Origin of the sequence: Flagellimonas yonaguniensis (genome assembly GCF_029193885.1) — a bacterium.
In the GTDB taxonomy this organism is placed as follows: Bacteria; Bacteroidota; Bacteroidia; order Flavobacteriales; family Flavobacteriaceae; genus Flagellimonas; species Flagellimonas yonaguniensis.
The window spans coordinates 75,078-97,147 of record NZ_JARFVB010000005.1; the positions used below are offsets into that span (position 1 = coordinate 75,078).

Below are 22,070 nucleotides of genomic sequence, written 5' to 3' on the forward strand. Positions count from 1 at the left end.
ATTATTTTAAAAAAAGTATTATAACCTCGTCAGAGGTGTTTTTAATTACCTCAATTTTATCAAAACCTTCTCGGGCAAATATTTTTCCTGATGGAGTTTGCAGCGCCGCTTCAATATCAGATAAATTCTTAGCCTTTCCACTTTTAAAAATAGTCAGATTAATCGATTCTCCATTAGTATAAATATCTTGCGTTTTCCACCAACCTTTAATCGCTTTTGGGGAATCCTCTATTATTGCTTGCTTTACTATTTGAGAACCTATTCCTTGTCCTTGTAATTTCTCTGGAATCCTTAGGTGTAACTCCAAAATGTCATTATTCATAACAGAAACCCCAACACGTTGTCTACTTGATTTGAAAGTGACATTGACATCATAGTATGTACCTATTTTCCCTCTAAAATCTCCTAAAGATTCATCAATACTAGTCCAAAGTTTTTTAATTTTACCTGCATTATTGAGTTCATCTGTATATCTCAATTTAAGCCCCAACAATTGATCAGGTGTGGCCTTTTTTATCCACTCCAAAATTTTCTTGACCCTTTTTATCTTGGTAAGTTGCCCAAGGCCGGGTACTACAAATGAGGCGGCGAATACCAATATCTTTCCATGATGGTACCTGGCCGTGTTGTCGATGCCACTGATGGTATTCCAATAATCTGCCAATTTTTCCTCCACATCGGCGATCAGTTGCTTTAGGTTTTCCCGTTCCTGTACAAAGTCCACAAACTCGTCTACTTCATTGCGCAGCTTTTCGGCATCCTCACAGCGTTTGCCCTCATATTCTGTCAGTTCCTTTTGTCCCGAGTACCACTGCTCCTTTACCCAGCTCCATATACTGGTTTGTGCCTGTTCCCTTTCCAGTTTTTCCAACAGCAGTCCCATCCGCTTCTGGTTCATGGCCACCTTGCTGGGCGTGCATTGCCATTTGGCCCAAGTGTAGGCATAGATGAATTCCTGCATACCGGTGGAAACGTCATAGAACATCTTGGGCAGCAACACCAAGCCTTCCACCTCTCCGTACAATCCGTCCGTAAGACCTGCCACAAAGGGAATATCTACTTTGCTATAATAAAATGCCTCGGCAATAGGGGCCTCCTTCCATAAACAATAAGGGAACACACCTTGGTCCTTGTAGCTTCCCCACCCTTGCTCCTTGCACAGTTCCGAAGATTCTTTCAGATATTCGGAAATGGTTTTTATCTTTTCCAGTACTTCTTGGTACACACCATCCTCTGACAATAAGGTGTAGGCTTCATTTACAAAGTACATATCCTCCGCCAAGGCTACCTCTTCTGCAATCTCTTCCAGTCGTTTTCTGGCCGCGGTATCTTTTTTTCTAATATTATCGATGTCCGTTTGGCTAAAATCATCATTACTGGCAAGCGCAGTAGGCCCAAGGTTTTTGACTTCCTCTTTTTGCGCTTCGGTTACAACTGGACTCTCCAATATTTTTTCTTTAAGTTGTTCCCCGAGCAAATCGTCCAATTTTTCAATATTGTTTGCCTTTTCCTCTGCTTGTTCATTGAATTCCTCCTCCGTTATGGAACCTTCCGCCAATTGATTCTGTAACTCTTGCAGTTGTTTCAACTCCTCTTCCCTTCTATCAAATATTTGGGATATAATCTCTTTGAGTGAACCCACGAACTGACCAATATCCTCAATCGCCTGATCCACATCCACAATACCCGACCAATCCGGGTCATAACTGGTAACCACCATCCCTTCCACCAATTGGTAATCGGTGTTGATCTTGATGTTGTCAAACTCCACCCGTATTCGACTGAACTTGCCAATGTTCACTTCTCCCCCAGTGGCAATGTTCGCTGCATCAATCACTTCCTTGAATTTTTCCAAAAACGGCAATGTGATATAGCCCCAGCCTGAATAGTAGCCGTTGCTTCCCGATACTTCCCTAACTACTATCGGAAAGTCTCCCGCTGTAAAAACTTCATAAGGTTCCAACAGTTGTAAAGGGTTTTGATTGGAAATTTCAATTTCAGGTGGGATGCCGCAGTTGTAATAAGCCATTTCGTCCTCAGTGGGGGTGGTAAACTCGTGAATGGGCGAATAGGCCAGTCCAACTCCTGATACTTCCGAGGATGTTTGCAGGGGCTCACAGTCTCCACCCACACGGAACTCGTAAGTGGTCCCCGCTTCCAAATTGCGGATAGTGACCTTATTGTTCCGTGACCAGAGCCCAAACCAATCGTCCTCCCCATAGCCTTTTTTGCGGTACTGTACCCGGTAGCGCAAGTGTTCGCCCATTTGCCAATTGATCTTTACGGTCTGGGAGTTCTCGGCCTCGGAGAGTACAAAACGGGGCGGTGGGCAATCGGTACGGTAGGTAAAATGGTAGATTTCGCTCAAACCGTTGTTCCGGAACAGGGATGTGTCGTTGATGCCATCGCTCACAAAGGCCCTTACCTGCCAACCATATGTCTTACCCTCCAACAACTGCATTTGTGCGGGGCCGTAGTGCAGGGTATTGGCAAATGTGGTGGTCTGGTACAGCGGTGGACTGGCCAAAAAAGCGGCCTGAGGGTCCATGCCCGTGTCCCAGAGTTCCTTTAAGGTAAACTCGTACTGTACCGCTGGGGCGTTGATGTGCCTTGGGGTCCAGTTGAAAATGATGTTCTGCGGGTTCTGGGCCGTGACCAAGTCCCCACGAAAAGGAACATTGAGCAGAGGTGGGTCGTTCAGCATCAAATAAACATTGGCACAGCTACGGTTGGATATCCGTTGGCCCGAAAACTGGTCGTACACTTCAAAACAGAACTGGTACTGCCCTTCGGGCAACTGTTCGCTGTATTGTTTAGGACTGATGCCAACCAGATTGTTCAGGTTAAAGTAGGGCTGCAGGTCCAGATTGGTCAGGCGTTGGTTTATTCCTCCGTCCAATACAATGGTCAGGGCTCCATTTACAAAATCCGTTGACTGAAAATTGATGCCAGGGCCTTCCACGAAGAGTTTCAAGCGCACTTGCCTACCCGATTCTTGGGCATCCGTGAGCAACAGATTGAGGACTAATTTTTCTTGGGTGGTTGTGGTGTAATCGGACAGTTTTAAGCTGTAGGGCGGTACCATTTGCGGCGTGGCCTGTACGGGATAGATTTGGGCTGTTACTATTCCAGTAAGCAGTAGGCAGTAAGCAGGGAGCAGTGTTTTTAACAACCTACAAAGTTTACTGGATACTGCATACTGCATACTGATTACCGCATACTTAGAATACTTTTTCATTTGTTTCTAAATTTTTCAGGGTTCTGAATCATATATCCCAAAAGCTTTCCCACCTCCAGCGAATCCGCCAATAATGCATCATGTACATCCTTGGAAACGTAAGTACAGGAAAGGGCAAAGTCCAACCAAACCTGTGTTTCCGTGTTCTCCATATCCGCATCTGATAGTTTTGCCACAAAATGCTTTATATACAATCGTTTTCGGTATCCTTCCGCTAGATTGGAGCATACCGACCGTGAACTTCTCCGCATCTGATCTATCAAGGCGAAGCGCTCCTCTTTTGGGAACATCTTCGTAACCTTAAAAACCTTCATCGCAAGTTGAAACCCTTTTTGATATGCTTTTAATTCTTTGAACATCTATTCAATCATTTATTTTTTTACTTACTGCCTTACTGCACACTAACCCACTGCCTACTGAACCCCTGACCCACTGCCTACTGAACCACTGCCTACTGTTTCTGCACTTTAACATCCACGACGATATGTGAATTGGTACCGTCTTGCACAAATTCCTTTATTTTAATCGCTCCTTTTCTACCATCCCATGTTTCAAACAGTACAATTCGTGGCAACACGGAGTTGTCAAAATCCTGAATGCCCCCAATTGTTTCCTCAATGTTCAATACAGCCAAAAGGGAATCATCTTCCATTACATCAAATTCCGCTACGGTAAGAGTTGCTTCACACTCACAGGATTCCTGTAGATTGATGAATTTGGTATGCTTTGCATTGGGAATAGGCCCAAATGTGTAATCTTGGACCTCATCGGGAGAGACAAACTTGTTGAAGTTGAAATCTTGATTGAGTGCGAAAAAGGCAATATCGATGAAGCTGGCATCATCCGGCGCAATCTCATCAGCCTTGTAAACCTCCCTTGTTGTTGTGGAAAAAAAAGCCCCTACCTGATTTGAATTATGTGCCGTACTTATGCCCAGTTCAATATTCTCCAGAACTCTTAGGTTGGTATTCTCATATATGGTCACTTCTTTTATTTTAGTGCTACTACGCTTGTTGTTGTATGCTTTCAGTTTAATTTGATGCACCCCAGGGGTATGGAATGTGACCGTAGGATTGATTTCTGTACTGTTGGATAAATCAGCGGCTTCAAAAGTCCATTCGTAACCTATGGCACTTGTGCTGTTATTGATAAGGTTTAAGGTTACGGGAGCTTGAAAATCATCATCCTCAAAAGCAGGTTCCATTTCAAAATCCGCCGAAACTCCAGAAGCAACCACAACCGTATCCGTTATCGTATGGGTTTCCCTTCCATTACCTGCTTCCAATGTTATGACATGGTCTCCTGACTCTTGAAAAACAATTTTACCTGGGGTACGAGCATCAAATTTTTGGGGAATCCCTCCGGCAAATGTCCAATCAAAGGTTGTTGCTCCTTTTGTCGTATTTTCAATAGTGATGGTTACTGGAGCAAAATCATCTCCCTCCACATTGATTTTGAAATTGGGAACAATGGCTTCGTCAATGGACAGACCCATACTCTTGGTTTCTTGGGTACCATCCCTATTGGAAGCCTTTAATGAAATGGTAAAGTTCCCTGCACGATTATACAGGATAGTGCCAGGGTTTTTATCAGTGGATGTAGCTGGTTCTCCCCCATCAAAAGTCCATTGGAACGTGTCCGCTCCTTCGGTTTGATTATTGATTTTCACATAAACGGGCACCGAATAATCATGATCCACTACCTCAATATCAAAATTGGGATCAATGGGCAATGCGACTTCTTTGGCACATGACACCAAAAATCCAAATAACAAGCCAAAAACTATGTGATTTCGATATTGTCTCATTATAAAATCACAAGTTTTCTAATTTGTCTTCCTTTGGAAGTTTCCAACAACAAGAGATATACACCCGATTGTAAATCCATTGTATACGGTACTTCGTATACAGCACTTCCCTTCAATTCTTGTTCATCATGAACGTTGTTAGAGCCTAACCCAAACAAACGCAAAACTACTGTTGATGCTTCTTGAAGGGAAACCAAAGCCGTGAACGTACCCGATGATGGGTTGGGCGACACCTTGAATTCTTTGATAAAAGGTGCAATGGCGTCCCCTACATCCGGAAGCTCTCTTGCTTCTGCCACAATAATGGTTTTGGTTATGTCTTGATAACAATAGTCTTGATAATTTCTCAGGATTAGCTCATAAGCACCAGGAGCATCAAAACGGATGATGGCCATTCCTTCGCTCTGTTCCACTACTGTAACTTCATCAGGCAAAATCCAGGCCTCATTGGTACCAATGGGATTACTGGTATTAACCAAGACTACTTCTTCACCAGCAAAGGCTTGTGAAGTGATCAAAAATTGGGAGTCAATTTCTGTTTGCACAGTGGTAATTTGTATGGTATCACTTGCCGAACAGCCCAAACTATTGGTCACGGTGGCGGTATAAATCCCTGATTCCGATAAATTTACTTGAGACGAGGTGCTGTAAAACCCATTGTCGGATGTCCATTCATAAGTCGCGGCAGGGTCATCCACTGAAATATCCAACTCGTGTTGCTGTCCATTACAAAGCGTCCTGTCCTCTCCCAAATCCACCGCACTTGGGTAGGGTGCTGTCAACTCAATAGCTTTTGAGGTAACACAACCAATGGCATCCACCACTTCCAAGGTATAGGTGCCTTCGCTTAAATTATCGAGTGACAATGAGTCTTCGTCAATATTCCATATATATGTGTACGGAGGGATTCCACCCACAATCTCCACGCATAAACTACCATCTGATGCATCGTAACAGGTGGGAGCAACGGTATTGATGATGTTGACCACCAATTCTTCAGGCTGTTCTATGGTTACCTGACCACTTACTTCGCATCCATAAAAATCTTTTACATAGACAAAATAAGTACCTGCCGCCAAGTTTTCCGCAATTTCGGAATCGGCTCCAGAAGACCATGAAATATCATACGGAGGCATTCCTCCTTCAATGACCACGGTGGCAAATCCATCGTTACCATTATAGCAACTCACATCCATCTTATCCAGTTGCAGGGTAATGGGGTCGGTTTCCTGAACGGGATATTCGTAATCCGTTGGTTCTTGTAGCACATTGTCCACATAAGCGCCCAAAATGATTCCGTTGGCATCTTCGATATTTACCGCATACTCGCCCGCATCCACATTGTCCAACACATTTCCTGTGACGTTGGGGATGATTTGCCAGTTGTTCTGTTCATCCTTCTTCTTCCAGGTGTAGCTATAAGCGTATTGACCATCAATCAAAGGATCAAAGGGCACCCCACCTGATGCCGTGGCCAGAAGCTGACCATCGTCCGAAGGATTGTTGAATTGATTTCCCCCACTACAGGAAATGGGTATCGTCTGCTCCACACTTACTGACAAAGCAGGCGGTTCTTCCAAAATAAATTCGGCAACATAGGTACATCCTTCTTTTTGCACTGCATTTTCGTAGTTGGCATCGGTTACGGTAATTGTGTAAATGCCGGCTGGAATGTCGTGCACTTGTATCGCGTAACCATCGGGTGTGTTCTGTGCAGTAGTTGTATTGATAATGTTGTTTCCTTCATCCCGCCATTCATAGGAAAAACTATCATCGTTAAAGGGTGTTCCCCCATTTACCTGTACTGTAATACTCCCATCGGTAAAACCATAGGCCATCGGTTGCACATATTGCGGATTGGAAATTGAAACGGGTGCATCGGGTTGCTCGATACTGACTTCCGCCTCGGCCTCACAACCCAAAGCGTCATACACATGAACAGTAAATTCGCCCACCCACAATCCTTCGGCAGTCTCCGAATTGGCTCCTGAAGACCACTGATAGATAAAAGGGGGAGTTCCACCACTTACGATTGCGGTAGCTGTTCCATCAATACCGCCAAAACAGTTGATATCCGATTTTTCTATCTGTACGGTAAGCAATTCAGGTTCTTCCAATACATAGACCACTGGAGTGGCCTGTTGCAGTTGGTTGTTCACATAAGTTCCAATCACAATACCGTTGGCATCTTCAATATTAACGGCATATTCGCCCGCTTCTAAATCACTGAGCACTTCGGAATTGTTATTCGGAATGGCTTGCCATTCATCGCTATCATCTTTCTTGCTCCAAGAATATGTATAGGGTGGCACTCCCCCTGAAGCAATGGCCGTTAATTGGCCGTCGTTGGATGGATTATCATAAGTATTGGCGCTATTGCATGATATGGAAACAGTCTCCTCCATCGTCAATTGCAACTCTGGAGGTCCAGATAGTTCAAATTCTTGAGTTAAAACACAGCCTTCATTATCATTGGCTTGATTATAGTTCGCATCTGTTACGCTTAAGGTGTAAGTTCCTGCTGTTATATCTTCCAACGTGATACGATAGACCTCATCCACAAAAAGTGCGGATGTGGTATTGATGGGATTGTTGTTTTCATCGTACCACTTAAAATCGTAACTGTTGTTTTGATACATCGTTCCACCTGACACATTTACGGTAATGCTGCCATCGGTAAATCCATAGGCTGTGGGTTCCACTAGACCAGATAACTCTGCTGAAACTGATGCTGAAGGTTGGTCAATATGGATTTCATCAACTCCATCAGCTTGCCCAGCACAGGTGGCATCGTCATTGACCCGTTGTACTGCTACCTCATAATTGCCTTCGACCAAACCAGTTAGCGTATGATTATTGGGATTAACAAAATTCTCCCATCCATTATTGTTTACATTGTATTGATAATTACCCTCATCTGAACCTCCAGAAGCCGATATTTCTATACGGCCATCTTTACCTTCATAACAATAGACATCGTTGAGTTTTTGGAGAGAAAAAATTACGGGGTCGGGATCCTCAATGACGATGGGGTCATCAGAGAGTTCTAGACTATCCCATGAATCATCTTCAATATTCTCTTGCTGCCCAGTTGGGTAAGTTTGGTATTTGATTTTATAATTCCTTTGGAGTAGTTCCCTTGGATAGGTAAAGGTCTGGTTTCCATTATCGATAAGGTCGTCTTCTGTTGATGCATTTCCTATTAGCTCAAAATCATCCGGGTTATTTAAATTTTCTGCATATAAATAAACCAATAATGCTTCTCCATCTTCCAAATCCCTGTCCAATGTTATTGTAAAACTTCCATCTTCGGCTCCTACGCAGGTGGTTTTGTGAGGGGTTAGGTTGAGGAGGGTTGGGGAACTTGATTCAATGGTAAAAAATAGAATATCCGAACTTATTTGAGGAATCTGACTGTTTGGTATATCCATAAACATTTTCACTCTTAAGTTTTGAATAGAATTAGCGTTGGGTTCATTTGCTAATATTTCCTCAACAGTGGCTTTTAGTGGAAACTGATTAAGAATTTCCTGTGGAAAGTGCTTGAAGTTAAAATTATCATCCACACTGTATTTCCATTCAACACCAGAAACATTTACAGGATTATCTTGAAAATTATTTTGAACAGTCTTGAATAAAAAATCATCGTGTGTTCTATTGTTTTCGTTAGGCTGAACATAATTAGGAAGTATTACAGCGTATTGCCATACAGTAGCATAATCCTCAGGATTGTTAGAAATGATATTCTGGCACAACTGGATTTCACCATTATGTCCCCACACAAATGTTTCATACTTGTTTATAAATTCAGAACCTCCTCCTTCACATAAAGTATTGTTTGGGTTCATCAAAATCTCATACTTTTGAATTTCGTATGCACCAGCTTTTATTGGCAATTCAGGTAAATTTGTATAAATTCCTGGATCGGGGTCACTGAGCGTCCAATTATCAGCTAATTTGTTGTATCCCGCATGATAATTATATCCTGGTATATTTGTCTGATATGGTTTTGTAGAAGTCCATAAGGCATAATCTTGTCCAAAACTGTAATTACTAAAAAAAAGAAACACAGATATTATGTATATTAGTCTTTTGTCCATAACTCTCAATATTTTACTTCCAAGGTTGAAATTTCACTTACCCTCCCATCCTTAAACACCACCCGAAACACATACTCATAGGTATTGTTCGGTTTTACTTTGCCGTCCACAATTCCTTGGGTGTCCACAGGTATTTCTTTTAGCAGGTTTATGGTATTCCCTTGCGTTCCCTTGTAAATGGTTATTTTGGAAGCATTGGGTTCTTTATAAGCTTTCCAGCGAATGGTTATGGTTCCCGCTTCTCTGTCTGCTTCGCCATACAGGCCTTGTAAGGGAGGGTATAAACTCGTCTTAGGCACAATTACTGTAAGTGGCGGTGCCGGGTCGGATTCCAATGCACTATCGTCAATCGCTATTAGGGTGTAGCTGTATTGTTCTCCTTCTGTTATGTTTTCATCGATCCAGTGGGCAGTGGGCAGTTGAGCAGTGGGCAGTTGAGCAGTGGGCAGGGAATCAGTAGGCAGTTGGGCAGTGGACTGCATACTGCTATCTGTGTACTGCTTACTGTCAACCGAATAAACAAGTTTCCAATCATTACTAGTGCTCTCCTTTCGATACAGCTCATGTTTTATTACATCATCGCTAGAGCTATTGGCCCAAGTAAGGTGTACTTTTCCTTCTATTATTTTATAAGATTTGAATACGGGTTGAGTGGGTTTTATAAAATCTGGCTTCTTGAGCTCTAAGATTTCCGAAGGCTCGGACATATTGAAACGTTGGTCCACGGCAATGAGTTGGTAGTATACTTTACTATTGAGGTTTTTTACCGAAACACTATCGTAAAATGTGGTTGATTCATGTGGGGAGACTGTAAGTTGCGAATATTCTTCATTTTTATTATTGCCCTTAAAAACACGATAGCCAAGCATATCCTTCTCTGTGTTGGGATCCCATGTTAAGGTTGCCACGCCCAAGCTATCAACTACTCCTGTAAACCCTTTGGGTTTAGCTGGCGGAATGGAATCCACAGGTTGTACCAAAGCTGGAAATGAGGTGCGCTTGCTTCCATTTTTGCCCAATGCAGTAATCGCCATATAATTGGTGGGCATTAAACTATCATACCTTACCCTTCGGGCCTCTGGCGGGATATTTTTCACTACGGCTTTATAAATACCATCCACATTATCGCTTTGGTTGAGTTCAAAACCCGTGATCATATCATTGCCCTCTTCCATAAACTCCCACTCCAATAACACGGTTTTATCGTCTTCATAATATTTGGTGGTAATGTGGGGAACATAGGGTAGTTTCTTCTCTCCTTTTCCAGAAACTACTTCAGAAACGGGGCTAAGCTCCCCAAAAGGGGTTTTCCCCCGTATTCTGTAGTAATAGGTTGTCCCATTGGCAATGGAATCCGTATAAAACATCCGTAAAGGGTCTGTCTTATCGCTATTATTCAGGTTGGTCAATGGTAAATCATTGAGTATTCGAAAGTTATTTCCATCAACCGACCTTTCGATGAAGTAACTGTTATAGGTTTGGTTGTGAATGGCATAGTTCCAACTCAACATAGATTTGCCATCAAAGAAAACAACCGCCAAATCCAAGGGTTTTGGTAAATCTTCATAATCTTGAAGGCCAATAAAGACCCCTCCTTCTTTGATTTTCATCAAATTTTCGGGCACCAAAGAAGTGATCTTGTACACATATTTTTCGTTGGGTTCCACTTCATGATCCACAAAGCCCAATCCTGCCATTTGTGCCACCTCATAATCTTGGTCGGCAGCATACAATCCCCATGTAAATCGTTGTTCCTGCTCTTCCGCCAAATTGATAATAGCGGATAGCTGGTCCATCCCTTCCACATCAAAGCCTTCCCCATAAATAGATTGCGCCATTACGGCTGCATTGTCGTTACTTTCCACCAAGGGCATCCACTCCTCCAAAAGTTTAGGCAAAAAGATTCCAATGGTTTTTTCCGTAGGAATCGGTAAAGTTCTATTGTTTTTCGTTACGGTATAGCGCTTTAATTCATAGCCATATTCATTGAGTTGTCGCCATGCCACTGGAGTGGTAACCGCCCATCGTAGCATTATCTTTCCATCCTTTTGCGGACGAGCCATGGCCACGATCGCGGGTTCATCAACAGTCAGAGAGTCTTGTTGGGCCCTAGCTTGAAATGCACAAAGGCAAGCTATTAAAACAGTTGTGATGCTTTTTGAAATATTACATTCTCTCATAGCAAAGCCTTAGTAGGGATTGTTATAGTTAAAGATTTGGGAAGTCCCTTCAATTTGACCTGGAAGTACATATTGGAACCTTACCTTATAGTCCCCTGTTCTGATAGGCGGCATTATTCCATTGATGATGTAGTTGTACTTATCAATTTGGGATTGATATTTCGTTGGTTCATGCAAATAGGCATTAACTACTTTATATTGAATGTCAATGAAGTCCTGTTTATAGTAAAAGGGTAGATTGTAGCGATAAGGTATTCTTTTGTCCAATAAAGAATAGTTTGGGTTCGACTCCAGATAGGAGATGTACCAGGTCATTATATCCACACCTCTTTTTGGAGGTATGCCCAATTCTTGAATATCTCGATCTACTGTGAAACGGGACTCCAATGGATACCCTTCATAAATAAGCGGGTCTATGACTTCACGGTAATAACTATCATTTAAGACCGCGTGTCTTGCAATCATGGGTTTGTTATCTGTGTAGTCAGCACCCAAGATTTCGTCCTTGCCAAAACGTTCGGAAGGAATCACATCCACTTGCAATGCATGGACATTGGAGAAAATAGGGTCCAATAAGTATTGGTCTATTTCCTTAGCTGCTACTTTTTCCTTGAAGGTGTTGTATTGGCTGGTTGAAAAATCATAGACCAGAATCTCGGTTTCTACGGCCTTTTGGGCGGTTGCACTTATCTCTCGATTGCGAACTTCCACAGAGTTTCCTTCTTGCCCTGTATTTTCTGAAACATAATTTTCATTGACGCTTCCCGCTGTTGCTTCCTCTGGGGATAGACTTACAATTTTCAACGTATAGGCTTGTTGATTCTGAAGCGTGGGAAAATCAAAATGTACCATCTTCTCCGAAGCATTGTAGGATACTTGGTTTGTTCGTAAACTTTGTGTTTCTGTGTCAAATCTTGTGGATTGCACCCAATCCGTTTGTGGTGCGAATAAATAAGGTTGCCCACGTTTTAGTTTTACATAGCCCTTGTTTCGTTCATTCTGATAGAAATATTGCTGGTCGACCACAGGATAGGTATAAATCACATTGGCCAATGGAATATATTCCGGTGCCTCGCCCGTAGTAAAGCTACGCTCCTCAATCTCTTTGGCAGGTTTTCCTTCATACGTCAAGGTTACCCATCCATTTCCTCTTCTTTCCTGAAAACTCACGGCCACCTTTACGTGAACTGGGGCATTGGGAGGTAAAATATCGTACGAAACAAAATTGGCCAGGTCATGGTTTTCATTCCACTCCAGCTCTCCGACTATCTCATTCCCGTCACTGGTTACCCGATATTCATCCAGCAGTATTCGATAGGTTTTTATTCCTTCGTCATCCTCCAACTCAAATGGGTGGTTTATTCGCATATTGAATGCAGCTTGAGGTACCGTGAAAACATCCATTTGGTCTGACCCATCACGAGGAGTTACATTGGAAATCACTTTGAGGCCACCCAAAGGTGCTCCCCCAACAATTTCACATTCCTCTCCCAATTCAATTTTAAATCGGAAACGGCCTTTAACCAATCCTCCCAATAGATTGAAGTGTCCGCCTAAATATCCTTTGAACCAAGCAGGGTTAGGTAATTTAGCCTGTAATAAAACAGCGGCACCTGCTTTGATTATGGGTATTTTCTTCCGGACAAACATCAATTTGATATTGATGCCCAATTCTCCTTGCAGATAGGCATAGGCTTGCCCATTGGCATACCAACCATCTATACCTATTTGACCGCTGCCTTTACAAGCGGTTTCCCCATAATCTTTGATCATGATGTCAAAGCCCAACCCTGCTTGAAAACGTGCATAGAAAACCAAAAAGGTCATATCGCCAGTATCGATGCTGAAATCTGCACCAAAGGCAAAACCCATTCCGCTCTCAAGCGCATTAAGGTCACGCATATAGTCCAAACTTGCTAGATCCACCCCTAGTATTTCCGCCACAATGGGCGGTGGTAGTGGACTTCCTGGCAAATCTTCCCCGATCATTAAGTACGAAGTACTTTGGAGACTAAAACTACCCAGACCAAGCTTCAATCCTATCCGATCTTGAGGGGTTCCAATATGTAGATACCATTCGTCAGGTTCGATGTGGAAAATGGCCCATCCTGCTCTTCCCTTAGGGCCTACTCCTTGAAAAAAGCCTCCAGGTGTATTTACATAAATTTCCAGTTCGGCATGGAACGTCTTGTGCTGAAAATCCATTTCCATTGCAAAATTGGCATCAATACCAACATCAAAGGTTAAACCATCTTGCGGAAAACTGACTTTGCTATAATCGACCAAATTGGTTTCCTTGAGGCGTTGCATGGTGGGATTGTTTTCCCCAAAGGAGTTTATCTTCTCCTCCATACCTTGCAGCTTTTCCTTGAATTTATCCCCGAACTCAAAATCCAAAGCTTTAACTATATGACCTTCCCCAAAGAACATTACACGGTTAAGTCCGTAATTGGTATTGAAATCCATTTCAAAACCTACCTTACCATTGAACGCTTTTTCATTCGTGAGTGCAAACCCAACAAGTGCACGAAAACCAAGAGCATTATTCCTATTTGGAACATACGATTGTCCAGATGGAACCATAGCAGAGTATGAGCCTGGCTTTTTGCTCATCCTGAAATAGGCCCCGCCTCCAAACCCATTTACTTTGGCCGGACCTATGAAAACAGGTGTTGGGGACTGGGAAAGGTTCGCGTATGCATCCACAAACCAGTATCTAAAATCTGTTTTGCCAAACCATGCGGAGGCATCCACATCTATTCCATTGAATGTCGCCCCCAGTTCCCCATAAAACCCATCCCCGTACACTGGGTCATCACTTTTGATGTCCAGCATTCCACTGATTTGGATGGTGCCCAAATCGGCCTCCACATAAATTTGATGGAAATCTATCTTTTGAAAACGCCAGCGATGGAGTCCTTCATTTTCATTAAAACCGCCCACTATGGAAAGTGTAGTATTACCAGCAAACCCTTTTTCCATCATATTTACATCCAGATTAAAGGAAAGTGACGCTGTCGTACTACTGGAATTAAATTCAATTTGAGAAATGGTGACTGGGAAGTTTCCAAATGTTACATCCCCAGTATAGCCCATGTAGTCTACTTGAAAATAGGGGGGAACTGTTTGAAGTTGTAGGTTTTGAAAGGTAATACCCTTAAAGTCCACAGTGCCCTTATCTGGGTCCGAGGTACTGTTGCTTCCCTTTATGGCCAAATTCCCATGAAGCACGGCTTTAGGTCTAAACTTTTTTTCCGAAACCCGTAATTCAACATACGAATTGGCCGTAATGGTAGCCTTTGCCTTAAAAACGTCAAAAGGGATGGCATCATTTGTAGTTGCTGTCAGTAGGTACTCATCATTTACAGGGTCAATAATAGCTTGATAACTTAGTGTTTTCTGATTGAGCACTGTTTCATCTTTTCCCTCTTCTGACGTTACCTCTTTTGTTACAGGTAGAACAATAAGACCATCAAATCCTGCTCCAACTAGATTGTTGGCCAATAAATCGGCTTCTATATGGTCAACCGAGAATTGCCAATTGGAAGCCTCTCCTTCATCAATCGGCAAAACGTTGTCAGCTGAAAAATTTCCAGAAACCCCCACACCGTCAATCAATAAATTGGAGGCCTGAAATGTTATTCGCTCCTCACTGTTTCTTTTTTTGAATTGTTTGGGAAGTATTACTTGTACATTGTTGACATAGACTCCTCGCCATAACTGCTCGTTACCAGGTACTAGATATTGCTGATACCCTTGTGGGAATTGCACACTTGATGAATTTCTTACATCACTAAAATCAAAAACGGCATTGTCGATGTCGAAAATGAGACCTGCCTTACCCGAACCATCAGAGCTTTGTGTCTTGGCCAATTGAAATGTTGGCAAATCAATCTCCACCAAAATATCATTCCAATCCCCAACAATGGTTTGAAAATGTCCCTGGACCTTTACATTCTCATCTGGAATAACTTCGTAATTGGCATCAACGGGTTCCAACATGCTTCTCGGAAACAACACATCGGCGGTAATCCCCATTTCTTTGAACCCACCACAGTCAATGGTAACATAGGTTAATTTTTGTACATCTCCAGTGGTCATATCAAAACCACCTTTTAATGCCACCAATCCATTTCCGCCATTAATGGGAATCCCTATGTCCCCCAATAATACCAAGTTGGCATCTCCATAAATGCCCCCTTTATGGGATATTTTTATATTATCCGCCCCGAAAAAAAGTTGGATGGGTTCTCCGCTTGTATCCGATTGTGGTATTTCAACATGAACAAATGCGGTAACTTCGGTATAATCCCTCATTATTTTAGCCTTACTGATAGCCAACCGGTAGGTAATTGTCCCTATTTCCTTTTTGACACCTATAGGTAGGGTTACCATATCCTTTGAGGAAATAAGGCTGACATAATTCTGATTCTGTTCCAATTCATCAAATACTGATTTAGCTAAATCTACCTGTGTATTGGCAACAGTATCTCTTGAAAAATTCCTATTTATATAGTCTTGATCAAACTCACTCTTTGAAGAAGAAGAAAATGTGAGAAGATTTTGATTGTCATTCTTTAATTCATCAAAAAAACGATGCTCGGTTTTAACATCAACTGTTCTCGCTTTACCGAATAAAGAATCAGTTACCTTTGAAGTATTTGCCTGAATTGACTGTAGGGTTTGCAGCAACAACAGACAAATCAATAGTGCCCTTTTGAACATAGAAATCACGTTTTTCTGTGGGGGAACAGAAAATTCTTTTTTCATTTTCAAAGGGAAAGTAATTGAAAAGTATTGTACTGAAAGTCCTAATTGACGAATGCCCCTTTTCATTTGACGGATGAGGGAAAAAAAGCAACAAATGCCTAAAAACAAAAAATCCCAAACCAGAAGGCTTGGGATTTTACAAACTCAAGGGTGGAAGACCGGGTTCGAACCGGCGACCTCTGGAACCACAATCCAGCGCTCTAACCAGCTGAGCTACAACCACCATTTAAAGCGGATGCAAAAATACTTTTTTGTAATGATTCAACCAAAATATTTTTCAAATTCCATCAATTTATTCTCTTACTGCATATTCGCAACTATTTTGTTTTCTTTTAACTCGCTGGCAACTAACATTAAAAGTTGAACAATACAATTTACCGATAAAAAGCACGTTTTTAAGACCAAACACACTTTTTTGGGCATTTCACAACAATTAATTCCCAAAATGGTGTCTCGAAATTATTTTTGAAATAAATATTTTCAACCGGGTGTTGTCAGAAAAAAACTTCTTAACCAACCATAAAGCCTCATTGGTTTCAATAGTGCTTTGCACCCTTATATTCACCGTTTCCATTCCTGCTCTGGCACAATCTTCCAATAAAAGAGATAGCTTGGCCTATAAACTGCAACGCCTCGAATCAACCCATCGATTCAATCCCAAAGACACAACACACATTAATTTGTTGGTGGACCTTGCTTTTTCCTATCAATATCTGGACAGTGACAGCCTATTCTCGGTGGCAAACAGAGCCTTGGAATACAGTAGGAAAATCAATTATGCCCAGGGTACAATCAAGGGGTTGAATGCTCTGGGAACCTATCATTACAATAAAGGGAACAGGGAAAAATCCATGCCTATGTTCAAGGAGGCTCTTCTGCTCGCAACCGAGGTGGAAGATATAGATTCCGAATTGACCATAATAAACACCATGGCCCAAAACTATAGTTTTGAAGGCAACTATGCCGAGGCGTTGAACCTTAACCTAAAAGGAATAGATCTGGCCAGGAAAATCAATGATCAACAAACGCTCTCCGTGCTCAATGAAAACATAGCAGGACTTTACGCAGACCAAAAAGATTTCAAGAATGCCCTGATGTTTTATGACACAGTGCAAAAATTCAATAGAAAACTGGGCAACGAGGTCGTGGATGCCGAAACACAAAGTAACATAGCATCGCTCTATAAAGATGCAAAGGATTACAAAAATGCGATGTTCAACATCAACAGGAGCATCAGTACCTTCGAAAAACATAAAATTTATGATTGGTTGGCCTATGCCTATCAGGTAAAGGGGGATATTTATCTAGATCAGAAAAAATATAAATGGGCTTTGTATTGGTACGACCAGAGCGATATACTGTTCAAGCATCAAATTGAAGACGACCGTATCCAGATCCAGTTGATGAACGGAATGGCAAAAGTGTATTTTGGGTTGGAAAAAGACAGCCTCTCGCTTGAATATGCCAAAAAAGGACTTGCACTTTCCAATAAGATCAAGTCGCTACAAGGCCAAATAGACTGTTCGGAAACATTGTACAAGGTCCACAAGAAAAACGGCAATGACCCCGAGGCTCTGGCTTATCTGGAAACTTTTAAAACCCTGTCCGACTCCTTGTTCATGGACAAGAACAAGCAAAGTTTATCACTCCTCGAGACCAAATTGCAATACGAGCAGGAAAAGCAGGAACTAATAGAAGCCAATGAAGCTGCTCTTGCCAAACAACGCAACTACATTTACTTTACCGTAATCATACTTCTGATCTTGACCATCATCACCTTTGTAATCCGTAGAAGTGAGAATATCCAGAAAAAATTGAACAAAGAACTCAAGGATAAATCACAAGCGGTAATTCAAAGGGAAGCCCAATTGCATGAAATCAACAAGACCAATACAAAACTGTTCTCCATTATCGGGCACGACCTCAGAGGGCCTATCGGTGGTTTACAGGGCATATTGAAAATGTTTGCCGATGGGGATATTTCCACAAAAGAGCTGGTCTCTTTTATTCCAAAACTTAAAACAGACGTCGACAATATATCCTTTACCCTCAACAACCTCTTGTCTTGGGGATTGAACCAGCTTAACGGTGTTGTCACCAAACCAAAAAGAGTATCCTTGTCCTACCTTGTGGGCAATAACATTAAGTTGTTATCTGAGATCGCAAAAAATAAATCCATCAAAATTATAAACCAACTGCCTGAAAATCCACGTATTTGGGCCGATAACAACCAGATTGATATCGTTATCCGAAATTTACTGAGCAATGCCATTAAGTTTACCCCGGAGAATGGTCTTATCACCATTGGTGCTGAAGAAAAATCAGGTATGTGGCAAATATCCGTTCGGGATACGGGTATCGGCATGACTGCAGAAATGCAGCGGTCCGTTTTCAAGGATTCATCCAACGTTACCACTTACGGTACCAATAACGAGAAAGGCACAGGCTTGGGCCTCTCACTTTGCAAGGAAATGGTCCATAAAAACAATGGGGAAATTTGGGTGGATAGTGTTCCGCGAAAGGGAACTACTTTCTATTTTACCGTTCCAAAAGCACAAAACAAATACCAGAAGGCTTCGTGATCAAATTAGATCATCAAGACTGTCCACACCAACATATCGCTCCACTGTAAATCCTTCGGCATACTCGACACCGATCAACCTGCCCAAATCCCTAGCTCGATAATTTACACTATCCGTGAAGTTTTTGCTGCTTATTGGGGTTTCAGGTTCGTCACTATCGGGATCAAAGAATTGTGAGCCATACGCCATGATGGCATCGGTTTTTTTGTCAATGAACCCAGAGACATCAACCACAAAATCGGGCTCAAGATTTTTCCATTGGATAAAATGATAGACCAATTTCGGTCTCCAGGCCTCTTGCCATTCATCATCCCCATCCATTTTGGTGTCAATTTTCATTAAACCGCTCAAAAAACAAGCATCGCTGACCAGTTTACTTCCTTTTCCATGATCAATATGACGATCATCTATGGCATTGCAGAGTACTATCTCTGGTCGATATTTTCTAATGATTTTGATGAGTTCCAACTGATGCTCTTTATCGTTCACAAAGAAACCATCGGCAAACTCCATGTTTTCCCGAACCGATACACCCAAAATTTCCGCTGCCTTGGCGGCTTCTTTGTCCCTGATTTCGGCAGAACCACGCGTTCCGAGTTCACCGCGGGTCAAATCAACGATTCCTACTTTTTTTCCTTTGGAAACTTCCTTTGCAATGGTGGCCCCTGCCCCAAGTTCGGCATCATCTGGATGCGCTCCGAATACTAAAATGTCTAATTTCATATAAATATTACGCCGTAACGGTCATGGATTTTACTTTGGCAATTGCCTGTTCAATATCCGCTATTAAATCTTCCGTCTCTTCGATACCCAACGAGAAACGAATCAATGAATCCTTTATCCCTTGTTTTGCCCTATCCTCAGGGCTCATTAATGCATGGGATGTTTGGGTCGGCGAAAGCACCGTGCTTTCAATCCCCGCCAAACTCATGGATGGTTTTATCAATTTCAATTCCTTAAAAAATAGCGATGCGTCTATTCCTGAGTTCAGTTCAAAAGACAGCATACCACCAAAACCATTCATTTGCGATTTGGCCAATTCATGCCCGGGATGATCTTCCAATCCTGGATAATACACATTGTCCACATCTTTATTCTGGCTCAAATAGGTGGCCATTTGCATCGCATTTTCATTTTGTGCCTTTACCCGTATCGCCATCGTTTTTAAACTTCGTTCCAAAAGCCAGACCGTGTAATCGCTTAGACTTCCTCCAAAACAAATCCCTGTTTGCCAAACTTTGTCGATATGTTCTTGTGATGCCGCAACAACACCAGCACAGATATCGGAGTGTCCCCCCATATATTTTGTGGCACTGTGCACCACCACATCAATCCCAAAATCAATCGGGTTTTGGTTGATGGGACTCGCAAAGGTATTGTCGATCATGGACAGGATTCCTTTCTTTTTTGCCAAATCGGCCACTGCCTTTACATCAGTAATGGTCAATAAGGGGTTCGATGGTGTTTCCAAATACAGCACTTTCGTATTTGGTTTGATTTCTTTCTCGAAATCTTCCACTTCCCAACCGGTGGTAAAAGAGTACTCAATACCAAATCGTTCAAATTGGCTCACTGCAAAATGATAGGTGCCTCCGTAAATGGTCTGCTGCAGCACCACATGATCCCCAGATTGAAGAAAGGTCATCAATGCCGTACTGATGGCAGCCATGCCACTACCAAAAATCAAAGCAGCCTCGGTATGCTCCAAGGCTGCCAGTTTTTTGCCCAATGCTTCTTGGTTGGGCGTATTGTAATATCTAGGGTATCTTTTTACCGCAACGTCCTCAAACTGATAGGATGTACTCATGTACAAAGGAGAAACAGCCCCTTTGAACTCATTATCCTCCAATTCACCAACGTGGGTACAGATGGTATTCAGTCCTTTTGTATCATTTTTCATGTTGGTTTTCTTTCGCATAAAGATACGAAACCCGTCATACTTGGACTTTCTTCCATTTCCCTTTTTTAAACCATATCATCGCCAATACTGCAATCAATACTTCTGCCGAGGTAATGGCCACAAATACTCCCGTTGCACCCCACCCCAGAACCATCGCGGATATATAGGCCAAGGGCAATTGGAACAACCAAAATGATATGAAATTGATCTTGGTCGGGGTTCGGGTATCCCCGGCCCCATTGAATGCCTGGGTCATGACCATGCCATAAGCATAAAATATATAGCCAATGGCAATTACTTGAAGGCAAAGTGCCCCGCTCTTTACCACTTCCGGGGTAGTATTGAACCAAGAAATAATGGTATTCGCAAAGATCAGATATCCCAAAGAAACCGTTCCCATAAAAATGGCATTGTACTTCCCTGTTTTCCAAACGGACTGCTCCGCTCTATCGGGTTGTTTTGCACCTAGATTCTGTCCTACCAAGGTTGCTGCGGCGTTGCTCATGCCCCATGATGGCATCAAAGTGAACATCATTACCCTAATGGCGATAGTGTACCCCGCCAATACTTCGCTTCCGAATTCGGACATGATACGCATAAGGAAAATCCAACTGGAGGTTCCGATCAGGAATTGGGCAATCCCGCCCAACGAAACTTTGATCAAATTGATCATTACCTTAAAGTTCAGTGCCAAATCCTTGGCCACCAATTTGATTTTCCCCCAACCAAAGAACAAGATCCCCAATTGAAAAAGTACTGCCGTTCCCCTTCCAATATTGGTGGCAACGGCCGCTCCTTTTACTCCCATTTCTGGAATGGGTCCAAAACCAAAAATGAACATGGGATCCAAAATAATGTTGAGTCCATTGGAAAGCACCAAGGCCCACATGGCAATGGATGCATTACCCGCACCACGGAAAATAGCGTTGATCAAGAACAATAGCACTACGGTTATGTTCCCTCCAATCAAGAATTGGGTGTAACCATATCCGTCAGCAATCAGGTCGGGCTCCCCACCCATTAGGGCCAAAATATCCTTGGCATAGATGATTCCAATGATTCCAATGGTAATGGAGATTACCACACCCAAACTAATGGCCTGTACAGCTGCAGTACGTGCCCCACCCACATCTTTTTCGCCAATCCTTCGGGCCACCACTGCTGTGGCGGCCATACTGAGCCCAATGGCCAAAGCATAAACCAAAGTAATTACGGATTCGGTAAGACCGATAGTGGCCACGGCATTAACGCTTACTTTGGAGACATAGGCAATGTCCACCAGCGCAAAAATGGATTCCATGAGCATTTCCAAAATCATGGGAATGGAAAGCATGAAAATGGCCTTTCGGATGCTTCCAGAGGTAAATTCTGTTTCCTTACCGGAAATGGCTATCCAGAAATATTGAATGAATTTTTTAAATGAATTTGTATGTTGATGTGTCATTATCAAAGAATTATGTGTGAAAAAAGAAAGTAAATGTCGGATTCGCCGA

The 22,070-nt window shown here is 42.4% G+C and carries 10 protein-coding genes and 1 tRNA gene; 1 reads left to right on the forward strand and 10 read right to left on the reverse strand.

Going from position 1 to position 22,070, the window contains the following annotated elements; translation table 11 throughout:
- Nucleotide 1 precedes the first annotated feature (1 nt).
- The 7 genes from PY092_RS10065 to PY092_RS10095 form a co-directional block, all read right to left on the reverse strand.
- Nucleotides 2-3,238: a fibronectin type III domain-containing protein gene (locus PY092_RS10065; RefSeq protein ID WP_275615725.1), complete on the reverse strand. Its 3,237-nt coding sequence runs from the start codon at nt 3,236-3,238 to the stop codon at nt 2-4.
- Nucleotides 3,235-3,597, reverse strand: coding sequence for a four helix bundle protein (locus tag PY092_RS10070; protein ID WP_275615726.1), 363 nt, complete (start codon nt 3,595-3,597; stop codon nt 3,235-3,237). Before PY092_RS10070 ends, PY092_RS10065 begins: the two co-directional genes overlap by 4 nt.
- A 92-nt stretch (nt 3,598-3,689) precedes the next feature.
- On the reverse strand, nt 3,690-5,045 hold the full coding sequence (locus tag PY092_RS10075; protein WP_275615727.1) for a PKD domain-containing protein: 1,356 nt from the start codon (nt 5,043-5,045) through the stop codon (nt 3,690-3,692).
- Nucleotides 5,045-8,941 (reverse strand): hypothetical protein, encoded by a 3,897-nt coding sequence (locus PY092_RS10080; protein ID WP_275615728.1) that lies wholly within the window; start codon nt 8,939-8,941, stop codon nt 5,045-5,047. Before PY092_RS10080 ends, PY092_RS10075 begins: the two co-directional genes overlap by 1 nt.
- Nucleotides 8,942-9,150: 209 nt before the next feature.
- Complete coding sequence (locus PY092_RS10085; RefSeq protein ID WP_275615729.1) at nt 9,151-11,208, reverse strand: fibronectin type III domain-containing protein; 2,058 nt, start codon at nt 11,206-11,208, stop codon at nt 9,151-9,153.
- Between the two features lie 126 nt (nt 11,209-11,334).
- Nucleotides 11,335-16,095 carry a hypothetical protein gene (locus PY092_RS10090; RefSeq protein ID WP_275615730.1) on the reverse strand — a complete coding sequence of 1,587 codons (4,761 nt, stop codon included), beginning with the start codon at nt 16,093-16,095 and terminating at the stop codon, nt 11,335-11,337.
- Nucleotides 16,096-16,243: 148 nt separating this feature from the next.
- Nucleotides 16,244-16,319: transfer RNA gene (locus PY092_RS10095), tRNA-His, on the reverse strand.
- A 264-nt stretch (nt 16,320-16,583) separates the two neighbouring features.
- Here PY092_RS10095 and PY092_RS10100 point away from each other — a divergent pair.
- The gene (locus tag PY092_RS10100; RefSeq protein ID WP_275615731.1) at nt 16,584-18,677 is read left to right on the forward strand and encodes a tetratricopeptide repeat-containing sensor histidine kinase; all 2,094 of its coding nucleotides are present in this window, start codon (nt 16,584-16,586) and stop codon (nt 18,675-18,677) included.
- On the opposite strand, the gene bshB1 is transcribed toward PY092_RS10100, so the two are convergent.
- The 3 genes from bshB1 to PY092_RS10115 are packed head-to-tail and all read right to left on the reverse strand — an operon-like array spanning nt 18,678 to nt 22,021.
- Nucleotides 18,678-19,400, reverse strand: coding sequence for a bacillithiol biosynthesis deacetylase BshB1 (gene bshB1, locus PY092_RS10105; protein ID WP_275615732.1), 723 nt, complete (start codon nt 19,398-19,400; stop codon nt 18,678-18,680).
- Nucleotides 19,401-19,407: 7 nt separating this feature from the next.
- Nucleotides 19,408-20,577 carry a trans-sulfuration enzyme family protein gene (locus tag PY092_RS10110; RefSeq protein ID WP_275615733.1) on the reverse strand — a complete coding sequence of 390 codons (1,170 nt, stop codon included), beginning with the start codon at nt 20,575-20,577 and terminating at the stop codon, nt 19,408-19,410.
- Nucleotides 20,578-20,611: 34 nt separating this feature from the next.
- Nucleotides 20,612-22,021: an MATE family efflux transporter gene (locus PY092_RS10115; RefSeq protein ID WP_275615734.1), complete on the reverse strand. Its 1,410-nt coding sequence runs from the start codon at nt 22,019-22,021 to the stop codon at nt 20,612-20,614.
- Nucleotides 22,022-22,070: the final 49 nt, after the last annotated feature.